Source organism: Parvibaculum sp., from assembly GCF_002684405.1.
Lineage (GTDB): Bacteria > Pseudomonadota > Alphaproteobacteria > Parvibaculales > Parvibaculaceae > Parvibaculum.
In genome coordinates this window covers 1-23,626 of sequence record NZ_NYVD01000153.1, presented here as the reverse complement: position 1 = coordinate 23,626, position 23,626 = coordinate 1, and the positions used below count along the sequence as shown (strand labels likewise).

Annotated in this window: 20 protein-coding genes; 12 read left to right on the top strand and 8 right to left on the bottom strand. The window is 61.9% G+C overall.

The window, feature by feature from the left end; genetic code table 11:
- Window positions 1–161: 161 nt before the first annotated feature.
- The 3 genes from CMI59_RS14345 (at window position 162) to CMI59_RS14335 (ending at window position 5,311) form a co-directional block, all read left to right on the top strand.
- Entirely contained in the window at window positions 162–2,339 is a 2,178-nt protein-coding gene (locus tag CMI59_RS14345; protein ID WP_293328924.1) for an RNA degradosome polyphosphate kinase, read from the top strand.
- A gap of 30 nt (window positions 2,340–2,369) precedes the next feature.
- Window positions 2,370–3,863, top strand: coding sequence for an exopolyphosphatase (gene ppx / locus CMI59_RS14340; protein WP_293328923.1), 1,494 nt, complete (start codon window positions 2,370–2,372; stop codon window positions 3,861–3,863).
- A 71-nt stretch (window positions 3,864–3,934) separates the two neighbouring features.
- Entirely contained in the window at window positions 3,935–5,311 is a 1,377-nt protein-coding gene (locus CMI59_RS14335) for a 4Fe-4S ferredoxin (protein WP_293328922.1), read from the top strand.
- A 6-nt stretch (window positions 5,312–5,317) separates the two neighbouring features.
- On the opposite strand, the gene CMI59_RS14330 is transcribed toward CMI59_RS14335, so the two are convergent.
- Window positions 5,318–5,755, bottom strand: coding sequence for a MarR family winged helix-turn-helix transcriptional regulator (locus CMI59_RS14330; RefSeq protein ID WP_293328921.1), 438 nt, complete (start codon window positions 5,753–5,755; stop codon window positions 5,318–5,320).
- Between the two features lie 251 nt (window positions 5,756–6,006).
- Here CMI59_RS14330 and CMI59_RS14325 point away from each other — a divergent pair, with 251 nt between their 5' ends.
- Window positions 6,007–6,933, top strand: coding sequence for a diguanylate cyclase (locus tag CMI59_RS14325; RefSeq protein WP_293328920.1), 927 nt, complete (start codon window positions 6,007–6,009; stop codon window positions 6,931–6,933).
- A gap of 4 nt (window positions 6,934–6,937) precedes the next feature.
- The gene (locus CMI59_RS14320; RefSeq protein ID WP_293328919.1) at window positions 6,938–7,894 is read left to right on the top strand and encodes a diguanylate cyclase; all 957 of its coding nucleotides are present in this window, start codon (window positions 6,938–6,940) and stop codon (window positions 7,892–7,894) included.
- 21 nt (window positions 7,895–7,915) lie between these two features.
- Here CMI59_RS14320 and rnd read toward each other — a convergent pair whose 3' ends face one another.
- Window positions 7,916–9,067: a ribonuclease D gene (gene rnd / locus CMI59_RS14315; RefSeq protein ID WP_293328918.1), complete on the bottom strand. Its 1,152-nt coding sequence runs from the start codon at window positions 9,065–9,067 to the stop codon at window positions 7,916–7,918.
- A gap of 190 nt (window positions 9,068–9,257) precedes the next feature.
- On the opposite strand from rnd, the gene aspS reads away from it, so the two are divergent.
- A complete protein-coding gene (gene aspS, locus CMI59_RS14310) occupies window positions 9,258–11,090 on the top strand; it encodes an aspartate--tRNA ligase (RefSeq protein ID WP_293328917.1) in 1,833 nt (610 codons plus the stop codon).
- Between the two features lie 90 nt (window positions 11,091–11,180).
- Here the strand turns inward: aspS and CMI59_RS14305 are convergent, their stop codons facing one another.
- Window positions 11,181–11,609 (bottom strand): phasin family protein, encoded by a 429-nt coding sequence (locus CMI59_RS14305; protein WP_293328916.1) that lies wholly within the window; start codon window positions 11,607–11,609, stop codon window positions 11,181–11,183.
- 214 nt (window positions 11,610–11,823) lie between these two features.
- On the opposite strand from CMI59_RS14305, the gene CMI59_RS14300 reads away from it, so the two are divergent.
- Entirely contained in the window at window positions 11,824–12,282 is a 459-nt protein-coding gene (locus CMI59_RS14300) for a host attachment protein (RefSeq protein WP_293328915.1), read from the top strand.
- A gap of 10 nt (window positions 12,283–12,292) precedes the next feature.
- On the opposite strand, the gene CMI59_RS14295 is transcribed toward CMI59_RS14300, so the two are convergent.
- Entirely contained in the window at window positions 12,293–12,865 is a 573-nt protein-coding gene (locus tag CMI59_RS14295) for a fasciclin domain-containing protein (RefSeq protein ID WP_293328914.1), read from the bottom strand.
- Window positions 12,866–13,186: 321 nt separating this feature from the next.
- Here CMI59_RS14295 and CMI59_RS14290 point away from each other — a divergent pair, with 321 nt between their 5' ends.
- Window positions 13,187–15,070 carry a PAS domain S-box protein gene (locus tag CMI59_RS14290; protein ID WP_293328913.1) on the top strand — a complete coding sequence of 628 codons (1,884 nt, stop codon included), beginning with the start codon at window positions 13,187–13,189 and terminating at the stop codon, window positions 15,068–15,070.
- Window positions 15,071–15,131: 61 nt separating this feature from the next.
- Here CMI59_RS14290 and CMI59_RS14285 read toward each other — a convergent pair whose 3' ends face one another.
- Both CMI59_RS14285 and CMI59_RS14280 read right to left on the bottom strand, forming a co-directional pair.
- Window positions 15,132–15,755, bottom strand: a complete 624-nt coding sequence (locus tag CMI59_RS14285) for an OmpW family outer membrane protein (RefSeq protein ID WP_293328912.1) — start codon at window positions 15,753–15,755, stop codon at window positions 15,132–15,134.
- Window positions 15,756–15,928: 173 nt separating this feature from the next.
- A complete protein-coding gene (locus CMI59_RS14280; RefSeq protein WP_293328911.1) occupies window positions 15,929–19,636 on the bottom strand; it encodes a vitamin B12-dependent ribonucleotide reductase in 3,708 nt (1,235 codons plus the stop codon).
- 382 nt (window positions 19,637–20,018) lie between these two features.
- Between CMI59_RS14280 and CMI59_RS14275 the strand changes: the two genes are divergently transcribed.
- From CMI59_RS14275 to CMI59_RS14260, 4 genes are all read left to right on the top strand, one after another.
- Entirely contained in the window at window positions 20,019–20,561 is a 543-nt protein-coding gene (locus CMI59_RS14275) for a response regulator (RefSeq protein WP_293328910.1), read from the top strand.
- A gap of 135 nt (window positions 20,562–20,696) precedes the next feature.
- Complete coding sequence (locus CMI59_RS14270; RefSeq protein WP_293328909.1) at window positions 20,697–21,095, top strand: NADH:ubiquinone oxidoreductase subunit NDUFA12; 399 nt, start codon at window positions 20,697–20,699, stop codon at window positions 21,093–21,095.
- 19 nt (window positions 21,096–21,114) lie between these two features.
- Window positions 21,115–21,630, top strand: coding sequence for an outer membrane lipid asymmetry maintenance protein MlaD (mlaD, locus tag CMI59_RS14265; protein ID WP_293328908.1), 516 nt, complete (start codon window positions 21,115–21,117; stop codon window positions 21,628–21,630).
- A gap of 59 nt (window positions 21,631–21,689) precedes the next feature.
- Window positions 21,690–22,118: a DUF2155 domain-containing protein gene (locus CMI59_RS14260; RefSeq protein WP_293328907.1), complete on the top strand. Its 429-nt coding sequence runs from the start codon at window positions 21,690–21,692 to the stop codon at window positions 22,116–22,118.
- Here the strand turns inward: CMI59_RS14260 and aat are convergent.
- Window positions 22,052–22,711, bottom strand: coding sequence for a leucyl/phenylalanyl-tRNA--protein transferase (aat, locus tag CMI59_RS14255; RefSeq protein ID WP_293328906.1), 660 nt, complete (start codon window positions 22,709–22,711; stop codon window positions 22,052–22,054). The two genes, CMI59_RS14260 and aat, sit on opposite strands and share 67 nt — an antisense overlap.
- A 36-nt stretch (window positions 22,712–22,747) precedes the next feature.
- A partial coding sequence (locus CMI59_RS14250) for an ATP-grasp domain-containing protein (RefSeq protein WP_293328905.1) occupies window positions 22,748–23,626 on the bottom strand: 879 nt, incomplete at its 5' end.

Here is a 23,626-nt window from a genome sequence, read left to right as displayed (position 1 = left end):
TTGATTTGATAGCCCGACGGGCCGAACAGAAAGACGCGACCGAAATGAGCACCGGTAAAGCCAAGCAAAATGCCTCCGCCAGAGAGAGGGCTCAGCTGGAGAACGGTCGGGACGCCTCGTCCCGTTCGGACGCGCCGCTTTCGGACGTCGCGAAGCCTTCAATGCCGGCGGCGCCGGACATTCCGGTCACGGCGATCGACATGACGCGGCCCGAGCGGTTCATCAACCGGGAGCTGTCCTGGCTGGCCTTCAACCGGCGCGTCCTCGAAGAATCGGAAAACCCCAACCATCCGCTTCTGGAGCGCCTGCGCTTCCTCTCCATCTCGGCCTCCAACCTGGACGAGTTCTACATGGTCCGCGTGGCGGGCCTGCGCGGCCAGGTGCGCGCCGGTGTGGAGACCATGAGCCCGGACGGTCTGACGGTGGCCCAGCAGCTCGATCGCGTGAACGCCATGGCGAACGAGTTGATGAACGATCAGCAGAACCGCTTGGGTGAATTGCTGAAGGAATTGCGCCAGGCGGGGATCTGCCTGCTGGAGCCGGGAGAAGTGACGGAAGAGGAATTTTCCTGGATCGAGACGCGCTTTCTCGAACAGGTGTTTCCGGTACTGACGCCGCTCGCCATCGACCCGGCGCATCCTTTCCCCTTCATCCCCAATCTCGGTTTCGCGCTGGGGCTTCAACTGAAGCGCATCAGCGACGGCAAGATGATGGATGCGCTGCTGCCCGTGCCCCATCAGGTGGAACGCTTCATGCGCCTGCCGAGTAATATGGGCGGCAAGGGCACGGAGGGCACGATCCGTTTCATCAGCCTTGAAAACATGATCGGCCTGTTTCTCGACCGGCTGTTCCCCGGCTATCAGGTGGCCGGCCGCGGCGCCTTCCGCCTGCTGCGCGACAGCGATATCGAAATCGAGGAAGAAGCCGAAGACCTGGTGCGCTATTTCGAAAGCGCGCTGAAGCGCCGCCGCCGGGGCAGCGTGATCCGGCTGAAGATCGAAGCGGCCACGCCCGAGGGCTTGCGCAATTTCGTCGTGGACGAACTCGACGTCAGCGAAAAGGAACTGGTTCAGGTCGACGGCATTCTGGGTCTCGCCCAGGTGAGCCAGTTGATCGTGGACGATCGTCCGGACCTGAAATTCCCGCCCTATAATGCGCGCTTCCCCGAGCGCATCCGCGATCATGGCGGCGACTGCCTCGCCGCGATCCGCGCCAAGGACATTCTGGTCCACCATCCTTACGAATCTTTCGACGTGGTGGTGCAGTTCCTGCGTCAGGCCGCGGCCGACCCGGATGTCGTCGCGATCAAGCAGACGCTTTACCGCACCTCCAAGGACAGCCCCATCGTGGAGGCGCTGATCGAGGCGGCGGAGGCCGGCAAATCCGTGACGGCGCTGGTGGAACTGAAAGCGCGTTTCGACGAAGCGGCCAATATCGGCTGGGCGCGCGATCTGGAACGCGCCGGCGTGCAGGTGGTATTCGGCTTCATCGAACTCAAGACCCACGCAAAGGTGTCGCTGGTGGTCCGCCGCGAGAGCGGTGTGCTGCGCTCCTATGTGCATTTCGGCACCGGCAATTATCACCCGATCACGGCGAAGATTTACACTGACTGCTCCATGTTCACCTGCGATCCGCGCCTGGCGCATGACGCAGCCCAGCTCTTCAACTTCATTACGGGCTATGCCGAACCGAAGGATATGGAGCTGCTCTCCGTGTCGCCGCTGAACCTGCGCAAGCGCCTGCTTTCCGATATCCAGACCGAGATCGACAATGCAAGGGCAGGGCGTCCCGCTGCGATCTGGGCGAAGATGAACTCGCTGGTGGACACGGCGCTCGTCGATGCGCTCTACAAGGCCAGCCAGGCTGGCGTTCACATCGAACTCGTCATTCGCGGCATTTGCTGCCTGCGTCCGGGCGTGCCGGGCCTTTCGGAAAACATCCGTGTGAAGAGCATCGTCGGGCGCTTCCTGGAGCATTCCCGTATCGTGTGCTTCGGCAATGGCGCGGAGCTGCCTTCCGACAAGGCGAAGGTCTATATCTCGTCGGCCGACTGGATGCCCCGCAATCTCGACCGCCGCGTGGAGACGCTGGTGCCGATCCTGAACCCCACGGTTCACGATCAGGTGCTGGACCAGATCATGCTGGCCAACCTCAAGGACAACCAGCAGAGCTGGGAACTGCGTCCCGACGGCCGATTCGTCCGCATCACGGTGCCGGAGGGCGAGGAGCCGTTTAACGCACACACCTATTTCATGAACAATGCTAGCCTCTCTGGCCGCGGCAAAGCGCTGCAGAAAAATCTGCCGCCAAAGTTCGACATCAAGGCCGCGCAGGATTAAAACGTCCTGCAAACGTCCAAGAGGATTGAAGTGAGCCGCAGCAAGAAGAGCGGCCGGTTCGGTATTATCGATCTCGGCTCAAACTCTGTACGACTCGTGGTCTATGCCGGTGCGCAACGCAACCCGGTACCGGTCTTCAATGAAAAGGTGATGTGCGGCCTTGGCCGTAGCCTTGCGAGTACCGGACGTCTCGACCCCAAAGGCATGGAACGGGCGCTGGCGGCGATGCGCCGCTTCGTCGCGCTGCGCGAGCAGATCGGCATCGACGAACTGGTCGTTGCGGCAACCGCCGCCGTGCGCGATGCGGAGGACGGCGCCGAATTCGTCAGGAAGGCCGAAGGCATTTGCGGCTTCCCCTTCATGATCCTCTCCGGCAAGGACGAGGCCCGCTTTGCCGCGCAGGGTGTGCTCTCCGGCACCCCCGATGCCGAAGGCATTGTCGGCGATCTGGGCGGCGGCAGCCTCGAACTGGTGACGGTGGGCGGCGGCAAGATGGGCGAGGGCGCCACGCTGCCGCTCGGCCCGCTTCGCCTCATGGACCTTTCCAAGGGCAATCTCACGCTCGCCGAGACCATCGTCGATAAGGAACTCAAGGGCCTCGACTGGCTGAAGCGCCTGGAAGGACAACGCTTCTATGCGGTCGGCGGTGTCTGGCGAAACCTTGCCCGCATCCACATGGCGCAGCGCAAGTATCCCATCCATGTGCTGCATCACTATTCCATGCCCGCTTCGGAGGCGGCCGAGATTTCCCGCGTGATCGAGAAGCTCGGCCCCAAGACGCTCGGGCAGATACCGGATGTTTCGGAGCGCCGCATCGATGCGCTGCCCTATGGCGCGCTGGTGCTGGACAAGATCCTCGCAGCCACCAAGGCGAAGGAAGTCATCGTCTCCGCCTATGGCCTGCGCGAAGGCGTCCTCTTCGACCGGCTGGAGGCGGAGGAAAAGGCGAAGCACCCGCTGATCGCAGGCGCGCATGATCTGGCGGGCCGGCTGGCGCGCTTTCCCGAGCATGGCGACGAGTTCTTCGACTGGACCGCGCCGCTCTTCGCCAAGGATATGCTGGGCGAGAACGAGGAAGAGGCGCGGCTGCGGCTTGCCGGGTGCATCCTTGCCGATATCGGCTGGTATGTGCATCCCGACTACCGCGCCCATCACGCCATGACCGAGATCATGTTGGCGCCGTTCTCCGGTATCGATCATCCGGGCCGCATCTTTCTGGCCCGTGTCGGCTATCACCGCCATGAGGGGCGGGGAGAGCCGGACCTGCTGGGCGACCTCACCGGCATGATGAACGAGAAGGAAAACAGCCGGGCGCTGGTGCTGGGGCTGGCGCTCCGCCTCGCCTTCACGCTGTGCGGCGCGACGACCGGCCTTTTGCCGCGCACCCGGCTGAGCGTGAGCAAGAACTTCGTGACGCTCACCCTGGACCGCAAGGACGAGGCGCTGACCGGCGAGGTCGTGGAAAAGCGCCTCAATGCGCTGGCCCGGTCGCTGGGCCGGAAGGGCGAGGTAAAGATCAAATAATTCACTGCGACCGCCATTGACGACGGTTTGCGTCACTCCATATAGTGTATCTACACTATATGGAGCCAGACATGACCGGGACGACTGCCGAACATCGCGATATCGAAGCCTATCGGGCCCTGAAAGAGCCCGGCGGGAGCGAGCCGGCCCCCCGGGCATTGGAACCGCTCGATGAGGACTTCCTTCGCGGGCTCTTTCTGGAGGCAGGCGCCGACGATTGCGGCATCGTGGCGGCAAGCGATCCGGCGGCGGCCGCTCAGGCCCACCTGATCGAGGCGCTTTTGCCGGGGACGCGGACGCTGGTGAGTTTTGTCTGCCGCATGAACCGGACGACGGTACGCACGACGGTGCGCTCCGTCGCCAATGAAGAGTTCCACCAGACCTATGACCTGGTGAACGATGTCGCCCGTGACGTGGTGCGCCGGCTGGAGGACAGGGGGATCCGCGCGATCAACCCCGCCGCCGCCTTTCCCATGGAAGCGCAGAACTTTCCGACCAATATGCAAACCATCTCCCACAAGCCGCTCGCCGAAGCCGCCGGCATGGGCAGGATGGGGCTCCATCGCAACGTGATCCATCCGAAGTTCGGCAGCTTCATCCTGCTGGGAACGGTGCTGATCGAAAATCCCGTCACGAAGACGAGCGCGCCGCTCGACTATTCGCCCTGCCTGGATTGCCGTCTCTGCGTGGCCGCCTGCCCGGTGGAGGCGATCGGCGCGGACGGCACTTTCAACTTCTCCGCCTGCTACACGCATAATTATCGCGAGTTCATGGGGGGCTTCACCGACTGGGTGCATGAAGTCGCGGAGGCGCGGGACGCGGAGGACTACGATCGCCGCGTGAGCCATGGCGAAACCGTGTCCATGTGGCAGAGCCTGTCCTTCAAGCCGGGCTACAAGGCCGCCTATTGCCTGAGTGTCTGTCCGGCCGGAACGGATGTGCTGGGACCTTATGTCGATGACCGGATCGAGTATCGCAAAACCTATCTCGATCCGCTGCTGGCGAAGCAGGAGATGGTCTTCGTGCTGGAAGGGTCGGATGCCGCCGACAGCGTGCCGAAGCGTTTCCCCCACAAGCAGGTGAAACCGGTGGACTGGACGATCGAGAGCGACAATGCCTTCGCTTTCCTGTTCGGCCTGACGCTCACCTTCCAGCGCCGGAAGGCGCGCGGGCTCGACGCGGCGATCCATCTCACCGTGACGGGTGAGCAGGCGGCGGATGCCGCGCTGACGGTCGCGGAGAACAGGCTGACCGTCGATTTCGGCGTCCCCGAAACGCCGGCGGCGCATCTGTCCATCGGATGGGAGGACCTTCGCCGTCTCTTTCAGGGCAAGACCGAGCTTGCAACGCTGACAGAGTGCGGCGCGGCGCGCGTGGAGGGGAACGAAGAGAGCCTTGTGCGGGTTCTGGACTGTTTTCCGCGCTACCGGGTGAGCGAGACCGCCTAGGCGGCCTCAGACATTGCGAATGATCTGCTCGAGCGAGGATTTCGCCACCGGCCAGTCGTCGCCCAGCTCCGTCTCCACGGTGCGCTGGGCGGCCTGCCAGTAGGGAAGCGCCTCATGCAGGCGCTTCCTGCCGCCGGATGTGAGTTTGAGCGACAGCGCGCGCCCTTCGCCGGATGGTTTGCTCGTGATGAGGCCCGCATCCTCCAGCACTTTCAGATTGCGCAGAAGCGTCGTCCGTTCCATGGCGAGATGATCGGCGAGCGCGCTCACCGATTTGGCCCGGCCGTCCTTGATCGCAATGAGCAGGGTGAATTGCGTAATCCGCAGGCCGGTGGGCTTCAGCGCCTTGTCATAGATCCGGGTCAGCTTGCGTGCCGCCATGCGCGCCCGCAGACAGGCGCAATTCTCCCGCACCAGTTCTTCCAGCCCCTCATCTTCCTGCATGTCGCGTCATCCCATTGGCTTGATCGTGCAAGTGTATCTACACAAATTCGGGCGGACAAGAATAGCGTCGCGTGGCATCAGCCCGACCGCGCGGATGCATGAGTAGAGCCAAAAATACAAATTTTACAATGGGTTAAGTGCATATTTCGGACGCGCGATTAAAGGATTTGGAGAGGTTTGTCTGATCTTCTGGATGGAGCCAGAAAGCGAGATACGTAGGAATCCTCCAAAACAGGAAGCGCACTGCAATCATGCGATCCAGCGAGACGCCGAAAGACGAAATCCGAAAAGCGATTACCGTCCTGGACCAGGAGCTGTTCAACCACAACCAGTGGATGGACACGCTTCAGATGACGCTGGTCTGCCGCCTGCGGCCCGACAACCGCGATCTCGACCAAGACGCCCATCGTCATTGCCGTTTCGGGCAATGGTATTACAGCGAGGGCGGGCAACATTTCCGCTCCAACCAGAATTTCGTCGAGCTTGAAGCCGCCCATAAGGCAATGCACGAACGCGCCACAGCGTTGCTCTGCTTGTCGATGGAGCATGAAGATATATCGGTCGCCGAATACGAACAGTTCCTTCACGAGCAAAGGCGGATGCGGCTTCAGATGGAGACGCTCAAGCACGAGTTGGAGGACGAGGCCTTCAACCTGGATGCGCTGACCGGTGCGTTCAGCCGCTCGGGCATGCTGACGCGCCTTCGCGAGCAGCAAAGTCTGGTGAAGCGCGGCCTGGAAACATGCGTCATCGTAATGATGGATATCGACCACTTCAAGCTGGTCAACGACAATCACGGCCATTCGGCGGGCGACCGGGTGCTGGCCGCCTTCGCAAAACATGTGATGTCGCATACGCGCCCTTTCGACCGGCTCTTCCGTTATGGCGGGGAGGAGTTTCTGCTTTGCGCTCCGCATACGGATCTTGAGATGGCGCACGAAATGATCGAGCGCATCCGTTCGGAGCTGGAGCAGCTAGCCATCGAGAACAATGGCGACGCGAAGCTGCATATCACCGCGTCTTTCGGCATGGCCCTGCTCGACCCCGATCTTCCCGTCGTGGACTCGATAGACCGCGCCGACAACGCGACCTACGCGGCCAAATGGGCGGGGCGAAACCGGGTCATGCTCTGGGAGCCTTCCATGACGGAGGCGGAGAAGAGCGCAGCCGCGGAATGATTTGATGGACATGCTCGCCGTGGATCAGGACAGCAAGGAAGAATTTGCGCCGCCCGCCGACGAAATTCGGCGCGTGATGGCCGATATCGACAGTCAGATTCTCGAGCATGTCGGATGGCTGGACCAGCTGAACGCGGCTCTTATCTGCGGGCTCCCCTTCGACACCGATGATTTGAGCGGGAACGCGCATCATTGTTGCCCCTTTGGCCGCTGGTACGATAGCGAAGCCCCCGACTGGCTTCGGAGCGTGTCGGGGTTTGCGGAGCTGGGCGACAGCCATCGGAAAATGCATGAGGGGGCATCCCTCCTGCTCCGGCGCTCTGCCGAAGGCCGCCCGATCGAAAAGGCCGAGTATGACGCCTTTCTGAAGCTGGTGACCGATCTTCGTTGGCTCATCCTGCTGCTGAAGCGCACCCTGGAAGACCTGCTTTTCGACTTCGATCCGCTGACCGGTGCAGGCAATCGCGTGGGAATGTCCGCCAAGTTGCACAAGCAGCAACAACTGGTGGATCGTCACCTGGTGGATTGCATGCTGGTGATGATGGATATTGACGAGTTCAAGCTGGTCAACGACACCTACGGCCATATGGCGGGCGACCGTGCGCTTGTGGCTTTCGCAAAATACATCATGCGCTCCACGCGGCCCTTCGACATGCTGTTCCGATATGGCGGCGAGGAGTTTCTGCTCTGCGCCCCGCAATCGGGAATGGACCGAGCGCTGGAAGCGGTCGAGCGTCTCCGGGAAGGCCTGATGGAAGTGCCGGTGACGACCGGCGACGGCGATCCGGACGCCGAGACGTTCCATATCACCGCCTCTTTCGGCATCGCTTTCATGGAAAAGGGCATCGCGGCGGAGGAGGCGATCCGTCGCGCGGACATCGCCGTCTATGCAGCCAAGAAGGCCGGGCGGAACTGCACGAAAATCTGGTCGCCAGAAATGGGAACCCCGCTTTACGCCTGACGGGCGGGGCGGGCGGTCCTATCAGCTGGTTTCGATCAGCACGATTTTCTTGCCCTGGGCGCCAAGCGCCAGCTCGCCCTTTTTCAGCCGCAACGCGTCTTCGCCGAAAAGCTCTCGCCGCCAGCCCTTGAGGGCGGGGACATTGGCCTCTTCATGCGCCGCGATGAGCTCGAGGTCGGACACATTGGCGACGAGCTTCTGCGCCACATCGTGCTTTTCGCATTTCATCTTCAGCAGCACTTTGAGGAGTTCCACCAGCGGACCGATGCCCGGCGGCAGGGGCTCGGGCCCTTCGACGACGGGGATGTCTTCCTCGGGCATGGCGAGCCCGCGCTCGATCGCCTCGATCAGCCCTTGCGCGGAGCGGCCGCCGGCAAAGCCCCGCGGGATCGCCCGGAGCTGTTCCAACTCCTCTAGGGAGCGGGGAAGCTGCGTGGCGATCTCATAAAGCGCATCGTCCTTCATGATCCGTCCGCGCGGCATGTCGCGCTCCTGCGCCTGCCTTTCGCGCCAGGCCGCGGCCTCGACCAGCACGGCGAGGCCCTGCCGTCCGCGATAGCGCATCTTGAGGCGCTTCCAGGCGTTCTCCGGCTTCATTTCATAGGTGGCCGGGGCCTGAAGGATGGCCATTTCCTCGCCCACCCAGTGAACGCGCTTGGTCTTGGTGAGCCGTCGCGCCAGCACCTCGTAGATGGTCCGCAGGTGGGTGACGTCGGCCATCGCATATTTGAGCTGCTTGTCGCTGAGCGGCCGCCGCGACCAGTCGGTGAAGCGGGAGGATTTGTCCACGCTGCCGCCTGTGAGCCGCTTTACCAGCGTCTCATAGCCCACGCTGTCGCCGAACCCGCAGACCATGGCCGCCACCTGCGTGTCGAACAGGGGGTCGGGGATGGTGTCGCCGTCATGGAAGAAGATTTCGATGTCCTGGCGCGCGGCGTGGAACACTTTCACCACGTTCCGGTCGGCCATCAGCCGGTAGAAGGGGGCAAGATCGATCCCTTCGGCCAGCGGGTCGATTATGGCTTCATCGTCCGGCCCTGCCACCTGGATCAGGCAGAGTTTCGGCCAGAATGTGGAGTCCCGCATGAACTCCGTATCGACTGTGATGAAGCCGGCATTGGCGAGACGCTCACACAGGGATTCCAGAGCGTCGGTTTTCGTAATTATGTTCATGGGCCGGTTCTATACCGCATGGCGCGCGGCCTGTCCTGCATGAAGCCCGGCCCGACCGCCGCCGCGCGACCGCAAAGCTGCGCCTCGCGGTCTTGACAAGGCAGGTGTATCCATGCGCTTTTCGCGTCAAATTCATTCACTCCACCTGATTTGATGACGATTCGTCCTTGAATCTCAAGGCCTTGCAGAAATGAACAAATTCCGCAGCCACACCTGTGGCGAGCTTTCCAAGTCCGATGTCGAAAAGACCGTGCGCCTGTCCGGCTGGGTTCACCGTAAAAGAGACCATGGCGGTCTGCTTTTTATCGACCTTCGGGACAATTACGGGCTGACCCAGCTCGTCTTCGACCCCGATCAGGCAGACGCTTTCGCGATTGCCGAGCGCGTGCGCGCCGAGTCGGTCCTCTCCGTGGAGGGGCAGGTGGTGGCCCGCTCCGACGAGACGGTCAATCCGAACCTCGGCACCGGCGAAATCGAAATCCGGGTCGCGAGCGTCGAAGTGCTCTCCGATGCACAGGAATTGCCCCTGCCGGTCTTCGGCGAGCCCGACTACCCCGAAGAGACGCGGCTCACCTACCGCTTCCTCGATTTGCGCCGCGAGACGCTTCACCGCAACATCCTGAAGCGCTCCCAGATCATCTCCTCGGTCCGCCGCCGCATGACGGAGGAAGGCTTCCTGGAGTTCCAGACGCCGATCCTGACGGCCTCCTCGCCGGAAGGCGCGCGCGACTTCCTGGTGCCCTCGCGCATGCATCCGGGCCAGTTCTATGCGCTGCCGCAGGCGCCCCAGCAGTTCAAGCAGCTCATCATGGTGGCGGGCTTCGACCGCTACTTCCAGATCGCGCCCTGTTTCCGCGACGAGGATGCGCGTGCCGACCGCTCGCCGGGCGAGTTCTATCAGCTCGACGTGGAGATGAGCTTCGTCGAGCAGGACGACGTCTTCAATGCCATCGAGCCGGTGCTGCATGGCCTGTTCGAGGAATTCGCCGACGGGCGGGAAGTCTCTCCGCTGCCGTTCCCGCGCATTCCCTTTGCCGAGGCGATCCGCAAATACGGTTCGGACAAACCCGACCTGCGCAACCCGATCGAGATGCAGGATGTGACCGAGGCTTTCCGCGGCTCCGGCTTCAAGGTCTTCGCCAATCTGATCGAGCAGAACCACCAGACGGAAGTCTGGGCGATCCCCGCGCCGGGCGGCGGCAACCGCGCTTTCTGCGACCGGATGAATTCCTGGGCACAGTCCGAAGGCCAGCCCGGTCTCGGCTACATCTTCTTCCGCGAGGAAGAGGGCGGCGTGCAGGGTGCCGGCCCCGTCGCCAAGAATATCGGTCCGGAGCGCACGACGCAGATCCGCGAGCAGCTGGGCCTCGGTGCCGGCGATGCGGTCTTCTTCGTCTGCGGCGTCCCCGCGAAATTCTACCAGTTCGCCGGGCTTGCCCGCACGCGGGTGGGCGAGGAACTCGAACTGGTCGAGCAGGGCATCTTCAAGTTCTGCTGGATCGTCGACTTCCCGATGTTCGAATGGGACGAGGACGAGAAGAAGATCGACTTCTCGCATAACCCCTTCTCCATGCCGAACTACCCGCTGGACGATTTCCTCAAGCTGGACGCGTCCAACGCCGACGAAATCCTCGGCATGACCGCCTTCCAGTACGACATCGTCTGCAACGGCATCGAGCTGTCCTCGGGCGCCATCCGAAATCACAAGCCCGAAGTCATGTACAAGGCCTTCGAGATTGCGGGCTATGACAAGTCGGTGGTCGAGAACAAGTTCGGCGGCATGCTGAACGCCTTCAAATACGGCGCGCCGCCCCATGGCGGCATCGCGCCGGGCATCGATCGGATCGTGATGCTGCTTTGCGGGGAAGAAAACCTGCGCGAAGTGACCATGTTCCCGATGAACCAGCAGGCGCAGGACCTGCTGATGCAGGCGCCTTCCGAGGTAGACCCGCAACAGCTCAAGGAGCTGCATATCCGCTACGTGCCGCCGCTGGAGAAGAAGTCGGAAAAGAAGGACGACTGAACCAACTCGTTCAGCGCGAAACATTATGGCCCGGCGGGCGACCATCCATGTGATGGGGCGCCCGCCGGGTTTTTTATTTGCCGAAAATCTTTACTCAGCCGCTGCTTGCTGCCCGGCCGCGGCGGACGCCTTCTTGCTGCTATCCTTCGCGTCTTCAGTCGGCGTCATCTCGGTCAGGGCCTCGAGATTGTCGTTGGCCATCTTCTGCCAGATTTCGCCCAGCGTACGCATTTCCTCGAGATAGGCCGTCGCCGCATCGGTCAGATACTTGTTCTGAACCTTTACGGCATCGGTGGGAGACTTCGCCTCGCGGAGCTGGTCGAAAGCATCCTTGGCCACTTCCATGCGCTGCTCCGTGAAGCGCTTCATTTCGTCCTGCCAGGCAGTGATGCCGTCCTTGCAGGCGCCGAGCGTTTCGTTCATCGCCTTTTCGACGGAGACGATGCCAACCGGAAAAATATTCTCCAATTGACCGCCGAATATGCCGCCGAAATCCTTGCCGTTGTCCTGTTTGGTCACGGGTAAGCTCCCCAAATCCTGCAGACAAAAATCGACCGGCTCTCCAACGGGCAGGCCCTTCCACGAAGAACCGGACAAAGACAGCATAGGCAGAGGAGTTTGTTTCTATTGTGACATGATATGAATCAAACCCATATGAACTGGACAAAGGCAGATTTGACCTTGAAGGATTGCCCTTCCGGCCAATCTTTTGATGAAAGAAAACGGGGATGAAATGGCTCCGAAAAAAATTTGGATTCTGGTCGCAAACGGCCACAGCGGAAAGACCTACGAAAGCGCGAAGCGCAATGAAGGGCTGAGGGAAGCCTTGCCCTATGAGCTTCATATGCCGAACCCGCCATCCGGCAAGAAGGGCAATGACGACCGCCCCGGCCGCGTGCATGAAAGCGCCGACGTTTCGCGTCACGCCATGGAGCCTCACTCCGATCCGGAGAAGCTCGCAAAGGAAAGTTTCGCTCGCCACGTCGCCACGCTGCTGGGTGAGGAAGCGCAGAAAGGCAAGTTCGATGAGTTGGTTGTCGTCGCCTCGCCGGAATTTCTCGGCGACCTGCGCGACGAGCTGCATGGCGAGATTCGCAAGAAGATCGTAGGCGAGGTCGACAAGGACCTCACCCACATGAAGCCGAAAGAACTGCGCGAGCGGGTATCCGCCGAGCTCGACCTGTTACTCTGACGCCGGCGGGCTACTCGGCGGAAGCGCCGTCGGCCTGCTTCGGATCGACGTCGGAGAAGGAGGGGATCGGAACGCCATCGATCGGCACGATGAGGCCGTTCGAGGCGGAAACGGCATCGCCGGTAACCGTGCCGCCATAGTCGCCGCCATACCGGATGTCGCTCCCCTTGCGGTCGATCTCCACCTTGCCCTTCTGGTAGGTCGTCTTCACCGTGGTTCCCGGCTTGAGCCCTGCGGGATCGATCCGGCCCGACAAGATCTGGTAGAGTAGAAGCGCCTGCACATTGCGTTTCGTGCTGTCGTTGGTCGGCGAGATCATGTCCTGATACCCGCCGGGGATCATCTCGAACGCCTCATTGGTCGGCGCAAAGACGGTGCGCGTATCCGCGCCCTGATAGCGCCATTGCAGACCGACACCCTCGACAATCCGTTCAAGGATCGAAAAGCGGGAATCCGACCGGATGACGGACCACAGGTCGCCCTGCGAGGTTTTCTGTGCCGCCTGCGCGGCGCCTGCCGAAACGGAAAGGATCATCGTCGCCGCGGCCGAAAAGGCGATGGCGTGGCGGAGAAGCTTGTTCATCGGAAGGACCTCCCTGAGCATTGAAGACATCTGGGTAACGGGGAGTCTTATCGGCTCGAGCAGGCACCGTCCATGCGGCGACGGTTAAAGACTTCGACAGGCCGAAGACAGATTTACCGGAATGCCATTTTCATCCGATCTGCATGTTTCAGGAGAAAAACCGCGCGTTTTTATTGCCGTAAATCGGACCGGAATGATGGAATTGGCCCTTATCCGGCCGGGGTATTAACGCTTGGGTTAACGACTCGCTGAGAAAATAGGCTCTACGGAAACAGCGGCCGGAAGCACCCGATCGCTCGTTTGAGCCGGGTTAGCGAGAATATGAGATCCAGCGAACGCACCAGAACGGAGCCCGACAATGGCGACCTTCCCGAGGCTCTCGGGAAGGGGTTTTACGATGCCTTTTCGATCTCTCACTGGATATACGACCGGAAGCTGGATCGACTCTACCTGCCGCATGAGCGGCTGGTCGAAATCGAGGTTCCGCGCGAAGTCCTCTTTACACCGAAATACATGACGCCCTCCCTGAAGGGGCTTCACGACTGGCTGGTCTCATGTGCGCCCGGCGATGCGGCGACTGTGCACTTCACCGATGCCCGCAACCCCTTTTCGGTGCGTGTCTATTGCGCGGAACAGGATGAAGACCGGTCGAGCGGCTTCTTCCAGGACCTGTCCGACCCGGTGCTGCGCAATTCCTCCGATGCGCGGTTTCGCATGGCGCTGGAAGGGGCGGCGCATGGCGTGGCGCTGGTCGCGCTGGACGGTTCCTGGTTGCAGGTCAACGCAGCGCTCAGCGCCATGCTGGGATACGAAGCCGACGAGCTTTACGAGAAGACATTTCAGGACATAACGCATCCCGACGATCTGGAAGCCGATCTGGACCTTCTTCACGAGTGTGTGGAAGGTAAGCGCACGACATATCAGATGGAGAAGCGCTACTTCCGCAAGGATGGATCCCTGATATGGGTGCATCTTGCCGTCGCCATCATCCGCTCCGACGACATGACGCCGCTTTATTTCATCTCGCAGATTCAGGATGTCACCGGCCAGAAGAACGCCGAAACCCAGCTGATCAAGGCCCGCGATACCGCCCGGTGGGCGAACAAGGCGAAGAGCGATTTTCTGGCGGCGATGAGCCATGAAATCCGGACCCCGATGACCGGCGTTCTCGGCATGCTGACCCTGCTGGAGCAGAACGGCGTCACGGATGACCAGAAGGCGATGATCGAGACGGCACAGCATTCAGCCGAGATGCTGCTGTCGATCATCAATGACATTCTCGACATGGCCAAGCTCGAAGCGGGCAAGCTCGAGATCGACAGCATCGACTTCAATGCCGATACGGTCTTCCGGACGGTGTGCGATCTGATGGCCGGTCGGGCCGAGGAAAAGGGGCTGACCTTCAACGCTGTCCTGCCGATTTCCGCGCGCAGATGGCTGAAGGGCGACCCGAACCGAATTTCCCAGATCCTGTTCAACCTGCTCGGCAATGCGGTGAAGTTCACCGAACACGGCACGGTCTCCCTCTTTGCCGAGACACGGCAGGGCCGGGATTCGCTGGAGCTGGTGTTGCGCGTCATCGATACCGGTTCGGGCATACCCGCCGACAGGCAGAAGACGATCTTCGAGGAATTCGAGCAGCTTCAGCAGGGGCGCAAACGCCATGACGGAACCGGCCTCGGCCTCGCCATCACGTCGCGTCTCGTGTCGCTGATGCACGGCTCGATCGAACTTGAAAGCGAGGAGGGGAAGGGCTCGGAGTTCCGGGTCGTCCTGCCCGTGAAACCCGGCAAGCCGCAAGAAGCGGAACAACCGGCCGAAGAGGTCGTGTCCAGTCCGCTCGCCGGACGCCGCGTCCTTGTGGTCGAGGACAATGAGACCAATCGCAAGGTCGTCAAAGGCATGCTGGATGTGGTCGGCATTGAAAGCACGTTCGCCTTCGACGGCGCCGAAGGCCTGGAGAAGCTGAAGGGCGCGGAGTTCGATGCCATATTGATGGATGTCGAAATGCCGGTCATGGACGGGCTGACCGCGACGCGCCGGCTGCGCGCGGACGGTGCAGACCTGCCGGTGATCGGCTTCACCGCCAATGCCTCGGCGGACGACCGCGCGGCCTGCCTTGAAGCGGGCATGGACGATGTCGTCACCAAACCCGTGCGCCCGGCGGAACTGCTCCTCACCATCTCGAAACATCTGTCGAACTGACAGGCACAAAAAAGGAGGATGACATCGTCACCCTCCTTCCTGCCTCGATAGTCCTGTGGACTTAGAAATCGACCGTGATATGGGCCGTCAGGGCGTGACCGGTGAAGCTGTCCGCGCTGGCGCTACCCGTGTCGGTCCAGACATAGCGATACTGGGCGCCGACGCTCGTGCTCTGACCCAGAGCGAAGTTGAAGCCTGCCGTCCCCTGAAGGGCCAGGTCGGTGCTGTCGTCGCTGATGTTAACCGGCGTGCCGCCGATCGAATTGACGTCCAGGTTGGAGAACGCCACACCGACACCGGCACCGATATAGGGATCGAAGCTGTCGTCGGCCATCGGGTGGAAGTTCACATTCGCCATGGTCAGCACGGAGTCGTACTTGCCATCGATATTCACGCTGGCACCGCCCGACGTGCCCTTGTCGAAATCGGCTGTGAGGTAGGTCACCTCGCCTTCGGCTGCCAGTTCCGGCGTGATCCAGTAGCCGACACCGGCAGAGGCTGTCCAACCGGTCTTGAAGCTGAGCTTGACGTTGGTTGCCCCGACCGTGCCGTCGATGTCTTCGGCGATAAAGGCACCGCCGGACAGTTTGACGTAGGTTTTACCGACATCCGCCTTGCCGGCAAATGCAGGCGTGGACACGGCGGCAACCAGTGCAGTTGTGAGCAAAAGTTTAGAAGTATTCATTGAGTTTCCCCCCTTACTGATAGAGCAGTATTTATGAGGCCCGGGGCGAGGGCAGTCAACGCATGGAGATTAAAATTTAATCAGTCTGCTCGATTTGGAGTCGATTGAGGCCGTGAGGACATAAAAAAGGCCGGTACTTCTGTACCGGCCTTTTTATTGCATTTGCGAAGGCGTTAACTACACCCGCTCGTGCTCCCGCAGGTGTCGCATTTCAGGCAGGTGCCGTTCCTGACCATGGTGAAGTTGCCGCATTCGCCGCAGGCTTCGCCCTCATAGCCCTTCATCCGGGCTTCGGTGACGCGGGACATGGCGCTTGCGGCAAAGCTTCCGCCACCGCCGCCCGACACGGCGACACTCGCTTCGACGGTCTCTTCATGCAGGCTGATGCCCGCCATGTCTTCCGCGTCCAGCGTCGCGTCGAGCATGGCCTGCGTGCCCGTCTTCTCCGCGGCCTTCTTGGCGTCGGAGGCCGCGCCCCCGCGCACGAGGTAGAGATTGCCGAGCTGCGCATTGCGCGTATAGCCGGGGCTCACCACGGCGGAGGCGGGAAGCGATTCCGGCAGCTTGCCTTCATCCGCGCCGTCGCCCATCGCGCTGTGGCCGAGGTCTTCCGGCCCGACATGGCCGAGATCGGAACGGCCGAGATAGGAGACCGCCAGTTCCCGGAACACATAGTCGAGGATGGAGGTCGCATTCTTGATGCGGTCATTGCCCTGGACGAGGCCCGCCGGCTCGAAGCGCGTGAAGGTGAAGGCCTCCACATATTCTTCCAGCGGCACGCCATATTGCAGGCCGAGCGAGATGGCGATGGCAAAATTGTTCATCAGCGAGCGGAAGGCGGCGCCCTCCTTGTGCATGTCGATGAAGATTTCGCCGATCTTGCCGTCGTCATATTCGCCCGTGCGTAGATAGACCTTGTGGCCGCCCACAAGCGCCTTCTGCGTGTAACCCTTGCGCCGGTCGGGCAGGCGCTCGCGGGAGCGCTCCACGACACGCTCCACCACGCGCTCGGCGACCACGCGGGCACGCTCCTGAGCGGGAGCGGCGGCGACGCGCTCGGCGAACGTCTCCTCTTCGTCCTCATTGAAGTCGTCGTCTTCGAGGATTTGCGCGTTGAGGGGCTGGGAGAGCTTGGAACCGTCGCGGTAAAGCGCATTGGCCTTGAGCCCCAGCTTCCAGGAAAGCATATAGGCCGCGTTGCACTCTTCCACGCCTGCATCGTTCGGCATGTTGATCGTCTTGGAGATCGCGCCGGAGATGAAGGGCTGAGCCGCCGCCATCATGCGGATATGGCTCTCCACGGAGAGGAAGCGCTTGCCCGTTCGGCCGCAGGGGTTGGCGCAATCGAAGACCGGCAGATGCTCGTCCTTCAGATGCGGCGCGCCCTCAAGTGTCATGGCGCCGCAGACATAGAGATTGGCCGCCTCGACTTCGGCATTGGTGAAGCCGATGGCGCGCAGAAGATCGAAATCGAGATCGTCCATCGCCTCGGCGTCCAGCCCCAGCGTCTGCGTGCAGAACTCTTCGCCCAGCGTCCATTTGTTGAAGACGAAGCGAATATCGAAGGCGGTGGCAAGCGAGCCCTCCACCGCGTCGATTTCCTTCTCGGTGAAGCCCTTGGCGCGCAGCGAGGCATGGTTCACGCCCGGCGCATCGGCCAGCGTGCCGTAGCCGACCGCATAGCCGATGATGTCCTCGATCTCCTCGCGCGTGTAGCCGAGCGCATTGAGGGCCTGCGGCACGGCGCGGTTGATGATCTTGAAATAGCCGCCGCCGGCGAGCTTCTTGAATTTCACCAGCGCGAAATCGGGCTCGATGCCGGTGGTGTCGCAATCCATCACGAGGCCGATCGTGCCGGTCGGCGCGACGACGCTGGCCTGCGCATTGCGGTAGCCATAGGCCTCGCCCATGGCGCAGGCGACATCCCATGCCGCGCGGGCATGATCGATCAGGTCGTGCTGCGGGCAGTTGTCGGCGTCGAGCGGCACGGGCGGCTGGTTGACCCCTTCATAGCCGGTCGAAAGGCCATGCGCCGCGCGGCCATGATTGCGCATCACGCGCAGCATGTGGTCGGCATTGTCGGCATAGCCGGGGAAGGGGCCGAGTTCCTTGGCCATCTGGGCGGAGGTCGCATAGGACACGCCCGTCATGATGGCGCTGATGGCGCCGGTAATGGCGCGCGCCTGATCGGAATCGTAGGGGATGCCGCAGGACATGAGCAGCCCGCCGATATTGGCAAAGCCGAGGCCCAGCGTGCGGTAGCGATAGGAAAGTTCCGCAATCGCCTTGCTCGGGAACTGCGCCATGGCGACGGAGATTTCCAGCACGATGGTCCAGAGCTTCACGGCATGTTCGAAGGCTTCCACATCGAAGCGGCCATTGTCCTCGCGGAACTGGATGAGGTTGAGCGAAGCAAGGTTGCAGGCCGTATCGTCCAGGAACATATATTCCGAGCACGGATTGCTGGCGCGGATCGGGCCGGAGGCCGGGCAGGTGTGCCAATCGTTGATCGTGGTGTGGAACTGGATGCCAGGATCGGCGCTTGCCCAGGCGGCATGGCCGACCGAGTTCCAGAGGTCGCGCGCCTTCAGGGTGCGCGACACCCCGTCGCCGGTGCGGTTGCGCAGCGTCCAGTCGCCGTCATTCTCGACTGCGCGCAGAAAATCGTCCGTCACGCGGATGGAGTTGTTGGAGTTCTGGCCGGACACGGTGAGATAGGCTTCCGAATCCCAGTCGGTGTCATAGGTGCGGAAGTCGATTTCCTTGTAGCCCTGCTTGGCGAACTGGATCACGCGCTGGATATAGTTTTCCGGCACATGCGCCTTGCGCGCGGCCAGCACTTCGCGCTTGAGCGCCGGGTTCTTCCGCGCATTGAAGCAATCGTCCGAGGGGCCGTCGCAATTCACGCAGGCCTTCATGATGGCGTTGAGGTGCTTCCGGTTGATCTTGGAGCCGGTCACCAGCGCGGCGACCTTCTGTTCCTCGGTCACCTTCCAGTTGATGAACTCCTCGATATCCGGGTGGTCGACATCGACGATCACCATCTTGGCGGCCCGGCGCGTGGTGCCGCCGGATTTGATCGCGCCCGCCGCCCGGTCGCCGATCTTGAGGAAGCTCATCAGGCCCGACGATTTACCGCCGCCCGACAGGGGCTCGTTCTCGCCGCGCAGCGAGGAGAAGTTGGTGCCGGTGCCGGACCCGTATTTGAAGAGCCGCGCCTCGCGCACCCAGAGATCCATGATCCCGTTTTCGTTCACGAGGTCGTCGCCGACGCTCTGGATGAAGCAGGCATGGGGCTGCGGGTGCTCATAGGAGCTGGTGGCGCGGACCGTCTCGCCCGTTTCCGGGTCGACGTAATAATGGCCCTGCGCCGGGCCGTCGATGCCATAGGCCCAGTGAAGACCGGTGTTGAACCATTGCGGCGAGTTGGGGGCGGAGATCTGCGCGGCCAGCATGAAGCGCATCTCGTCATAGAACGCCTGCGCGTCGTCCTCGTCGTTGAAATAGCCGCCTTTCCAGCCCCAATAGGTCCAGGTGCCGGCCAGCCGGTTGAAGACCTGCCTTGCATCCTTTTCCGGACCGTAATGCTCTTCCTCCGGGAGCGCGGCCAGCGCTTCCTCGTCGGGCACGTGGCGCCAGAGCCAGGAGGGAACCGTCTCTTCCTCGACCGGCTTCAGCTTCGCCGCCACGCCCGCCTTGCGGAAATATTTCTGGGCGAGGATGTCGCTGGCGACCTGGCTCCATTCCGCCGGCACCTGAATGTCGTCCAGATGGAAGACGACCGATCCATCCGGATTGCGGATCTCGCTCGTGGCCGTCCGGAAGGGAATGCTCTCATAGGGGCTGTGCCCCTCGACGGTAAAGCAACGTTGGATACGCATAATTTGGCCCCGGTCTCCGCAATTTTGATCGCCACATTCTTCTCAGAGCCGGGTCGTGGAGACGAGCAATCCCCTGCGCCGGACGCATTCCTTCCGAACGGGTCTAACCGTTTGAACTGAAATGTTTTTCCGTCGCCCAGATGATCGTTTCTTAACGGGAGCCAGTCGCCTCGTGCCCCATCCCCTGAGAGGAGAAAATCCTATGAAGGGTCCGCCCATGCGTCAAGCGATAGCGTGTCGCACCTTGTAAACCGCAACATCTAGGGCGCCTTGAATCCGATTTGCTTTCATTCCGGGTGCGAATCGGATGCCGCGCGTTAGCTATTCGGAAAGATAGATTCGCCTAATGTGTTAACAGGACAGCTCTGGCAGGGTCGGAACAGTGCGGGAAGTAGGGACGAACCCAACCCATGGATTGGCGATCGGCGACCTTGATGTCCTGATCGTCGAAGACAATGCGGGTATGCGGCTTCTCCTGCGCACGCTTCTGAACGCATTCGGCGTCAAATCGATCTCGCAGGCCTCCGACGGCAGCGAGGCGCTGGCGATGATCCCCGGGGGCGGCCACGACCTCATCATCACGGATTGGGAAATGGCCCCGATGAAGGGCGGCGAGTTCCTGCGCGAGCTGCGCAGCCTGGACAACAAACCCTTCTGTTTTATCCCCGTTATCGTGCTGACCGGGCATGCCTCCCGCAAACTGGTGCAGCAGGCCTTCGACAATGGCGCGACTCATTTGCTGGTCAAGCCGGTGACCGCGGCAGGGCTTCACCACCGCATAGACTGGGTGCTGGCCGACGACCGGCCCTATGAGGTGGTCGGGGCGGGATACCGCCAGGCCATACCGACGCCTGCCGCCCATGGCGGCGGCGAGGCCAAGACCGGGGCCCTGGAACCGCTGCGCGAAAGCTGGACGCTGGACTGATCCGACTTAAACTCGTGAGACGTGCCGCCTGGCCACTGGACCATTCGGGGTTCGGGTGCCATATTCGGCGCGAATTTCAGCGTTCCGAAGCGGTTGCCGGGCCAGTGGCCGGAACCCGCCGAAAGGTCAGAGCAAATGGGTTTGTTTTCCGAAATCTTCATCTGGTGGCAGGGGCAGACGATGGGCACCCGCTTCTACACATGGCGGAAGGGAAAACAGGTCGGCGAGGACGACCAGGGCAATCGCTACTATGAGGCGCGGGACGGACGGCAGATCGGCGGCTTTACCCGCCGCTGGGTCATCTACAATGGCGAGGCCGAAGCCTCCCGCATTCCGCCGGGCTGGCATGGCTGGCTGCATCACCGCTCCGATGTGCCGCCCAGCGAGGAAGACTACACACCGCGCGAGTGGCAGAAGCCGCACCAGCCGAACTGGACGGGCACGCCGCGCGCCTACCGGCCCAAGGGGTCGCTCCACGTCGACGGTCAGCGCCCTCGCGCCACCGGCGATTACGAGGCCTGGCAGCCTGAATAATCGGGCCTGAAACCCGGCCATGGCCATCGGCCGGGCCGGTTTCGATACGGATCAATCGGGGATTTCCATGCAGAGCAATCTCGTCGAAACGCTGATCGGCACGGTCGTCGTCCTGATCGCCGCGGTTTTTCTTTTCTACGGCTATTCGACCGCCGGTGTGCGCTCGGGTGACGGCTATACGGTGTCGGCGGAATTCAGCCGCGTGGACGGGCTCACCAACGGGTCCGATGTCCGCATGTCCGGCATCAAGATCGGCACGGTCGTGGGCCAGCATCTCGATCCGAAGAACTATCAGGCCGTTGTCGATCTCAATCTCGATTCCAACGTGAAAATCCCGGACGACAGCAACGCCAAGATCACCAGCGAGGGCCTGCTGGGCTCCAACTATGTGTCGGTGGTGCCGGGCGGCAGCGAGACCTATCTGGCCGATGGCGACGAGATCATGTTCACGCAAGGCTCCGTCGATCTGATGGGGCTGATCGGCCAGGCGCTGTTCTCCACCGACGACGGCAAGAAGAGCAGCAGCGGCAACTGACCGGGCCTGGCAGCGCAAAAGGGCATGGGGCGCGGGGCAGGGCGCAGGAAGAAAGAGCGATGGCACGAGGGTTCACACGAAGCGCGGCGGCGGCTCTTTCCGCGCTGTTCCTGACCGGCAGCGCGCTCGCCGCGCCTGCATTCGCCGACAGCTACAAGACGGCCGTGTTCAGCGGTCTCGACAAGATCACCGGCCGGGTCTCCGAATTCGATGCGAAGGTGGGCGAGCATGCGCGTTTCGGCGTGCTCGATATTCTGGTCCGGGCCTGCGAAAAGAAACCGCCGGAAGACCCGCCGCAAACCGCCGCCTATGTCGAAATCAGGCAGGTCGACGAGCAGACCGGCATGACGCAGGAACAGCCCATCTTCAGCGGCTGGATGTTCGCCGAAAGTCCCGGCCTCAATGCGCTGGAACACCCCGTCTATGATATCTGGGTGGATGACTGCAAGGCCAAGGTCGGCGAGACGCCGTCCAGCGGCCAGCAGTAGAAGTCCGCGTCTCTCACCACGGCATCGTGCAGCATGCGGCGATATTCCGTTCGCGGAATTTCCACAGCGCCGAACTGTTTGAGATGTTCCGTCACGAATTGCGTATCGAGGAGGCGGTATCCGCCCGCCCTGAGACGGCCGACCAGATGCACCAGCGCGATTTTGCTGGCATCGCGTGCGCGGCTGAACATGCTCTCGCCGAAAAAGGCGGCGCCCAGTGATACGCCGTAAAGCCCGCCCACCAGCTCGCCATCCAGCCAGCACTCGACGGAATGCGCGTCGCCGCGTTCATGCAGTTCGTTGTAGAGGGCAAAGATGCGGTCGTTGATCCAGGTGCCGTCTCGGTCGGGCGCGGGCGCGGCGCATCCGCGCATCACATCGGCAAAGGCCCTGTCCGCCGTGACGGTAAAGACGCCGGCTTTGACCGTGCGCGCCAGCCTCTTCGGCACATGGAAACCGTCCAGCGGCAGGATGCCGCGCTGCTCCGGATCGATCCAGTAAAGCTCCGGATCGTCCTGCGATTCCGCCATGGGAAAGACGCCATAGGCATAGGCGCGCAAAAGCACGTCGGCATCGATCCCGTCCTCGCTCATGAACGGAAGCTCCCGCGGTGAAAATGCCGCTGCGGATCAGGTCGTTTCGGCGAGGAAGTCCTCAAGCCAGTGAATGTGATAGTCGCCATTGATGAAGTCGGGCTCATTCACCAGCTCCTGAAACAGAGGAATGGTGGTCTTTACCCCGTCGATCACGAACTCGTGCAGCGTGCGGCGAAGCCGCATCAGGCATTCGTTGCGGTTGCGCCCGTGCACGATCAGCTTGCCGATCAGGCTGTCGTAATAGGGCGGAATGCGGTAGCCGGAATAGACGCCGGAATCGACGCGCACGCCAAGACCGCCCGGCGTGTGGAAATCCTTGATGGTGCCGGGCGAGGGCGTGAAGGTGCGCGGGTCTTCCGCATTGATGCGGCATTCGATGGCGTGACCCGAGAAGGTGACATCATCCTGCGTGAAGCTCATTTCGAGCCCCGCTGCGATGCGGATCTGCTCGCGGACGAGATCGATCCCGGTCACCATTTCGGTAATCGGATGTTCTACCTGCAGGCGCGTATTCATCTCGATAAAGAAGAACTCGCCATTCTCGTAGAGGAACTCCACCGTGCCGACGCCGAGATAGCCGAGCCCCTTGATGGCCTTGGAAACGATGCCGCCGATTTCCGCGCGCTGCGCATCGTTGAGCGCGGGCGAGGGGCATTCTTCCAGAACCTTCTGGTGACGGCGCTGCAAGGAGCAGTCGCGTTCGCCCAGATGCACCACATTGCCGTGACTGTCGGCCACGACCTGAATTTCGATATGGCGCGGCTGGCCGAGATACTTCTCCATATAGAGGCTGTCGTCGCCAAAGGCCGCCTTGGCTTCCGAACGCGCATTGGCCAGCGCGCCGGACAGTTCCTCGCGCGTCTGGGCGACTTTCATGCCGCGTCCGCCGCCGCCCGCCGCCGCTTTCACGAG

Excerpts from the sequence above, each read along its gene's own strand:
- CMI59_RS14330 (WP_293328921.1), bottom strand. The coding sequence starts at position 5,755 with ATGCAGGAAGATGAGGGGCTGGAAGAACTGGTGCGGGAGAATTGCGCC.
- CMI59_RS14325 (WP_293328920.1), top strand. The coding sequence starts at position 6,007 with ATGCGATCCAGCGAGACGCCGAAAGACGAAATCCGAAAAGCGATTACC.
- CMI59_RS14295 (WP_293328914.1), bottom strand. The coding sequence starts at position 12,865 with ATGAACAAGCTTCTCCGCCACGCCATCGCCTTTTCGGCCGCGGCGACG.
- rnd (WP_293328918.1), bottom strand. The coding sequence starts at position 9,067 with ATGAACATAATTACGAAAACCGACGCTCTGGAATCCCTGTGTGAGCGT.
- mlaD (WP_293328908.1), top strand. The coding sequence starts at position 21,115 with ATGGCCATCGGCCGGGCCGGTTTCGATACGGATCAATCGGGGATTTCC.
- CMI59_RS14300 (WP_293328915.1), top strand. The coding sequence starts at position 11,824 with ATGGCTCCGAAAAAAATTTGGATTCTGGTCGCAAACGGCCACAGCGGA.
- CMI59_RS14335 (WP_293328922.1), top strand. The coding sequence starts at position 3,935 with ATGACCGGGACGACTGCCGAACATCGCGATATCGAAGCCTATCGGGCC.
- CMI59_RS14270 (WP_293328909.1), top strand. The coding sequence starts at position 20,697 with ATGGGTTTGTTTTCCGAAATCTTCATCTGGTGGCAGGGGCAGACGATG.
- CMI59_RS14320 (WP_293328919.1), top strand. The coding sequence starts at position 6,938 with ATGGACATGCTCGCCGTGGATCAGGACAGCAAGGAAGAATTTGCGCCG.
- aspS (WP_293328917.1), top strand. The coding sequence starts at position 9,258 with ATGAACAAATTCCGCAGCCACACCTGTGGCGAGCTTTCCAAGTCCGAT.
- CMI59_RS14285 (WP_293328912.1), bottom strand. The coding sequence starts at position 15,755 with ATGAATACTTCTAAACTTTTGCTCACAACTGCACTGGTTGCCGCCGTG.
- aat (WP_293328906.1), bottom strand. The coding sequence starts at position 22,711 with ATGAGCGAGGACGGGATCGATGCCGACGTGCTTTTGCGCGCCTATGCC.
- CMI59_RS14280 (WP_293328911.1), bottom strand. The coding sequence starts at position 19,636 with ATGCGTATCCAACGTTGCTTTACCGTCGAGGGGCACAGCCCCTATGAG.
- CMI59_RS14290 (WP_293328913.1), top strand. The coding sequence starts at position 13,187 with ATGAGATCCAGCGAACGCACCAGAACGGAGCCCGACAATGGCGACCTT.
- CMI59_RS14260 (WP_293328907.1), top strand. The coding sequence starts at position 21,690 with ATGGCACGAGGGTTCACACGAAGCGCGGCGGCGGCTCTTTCCGCGCTG.
- CMI59_RS14345 (WP_293328924.1), top strand. The coding sequence starts at position 162 with ATGCCGGCGGCGCCGGACATTCCGGTCACGGCGATCGACATGACGCGG.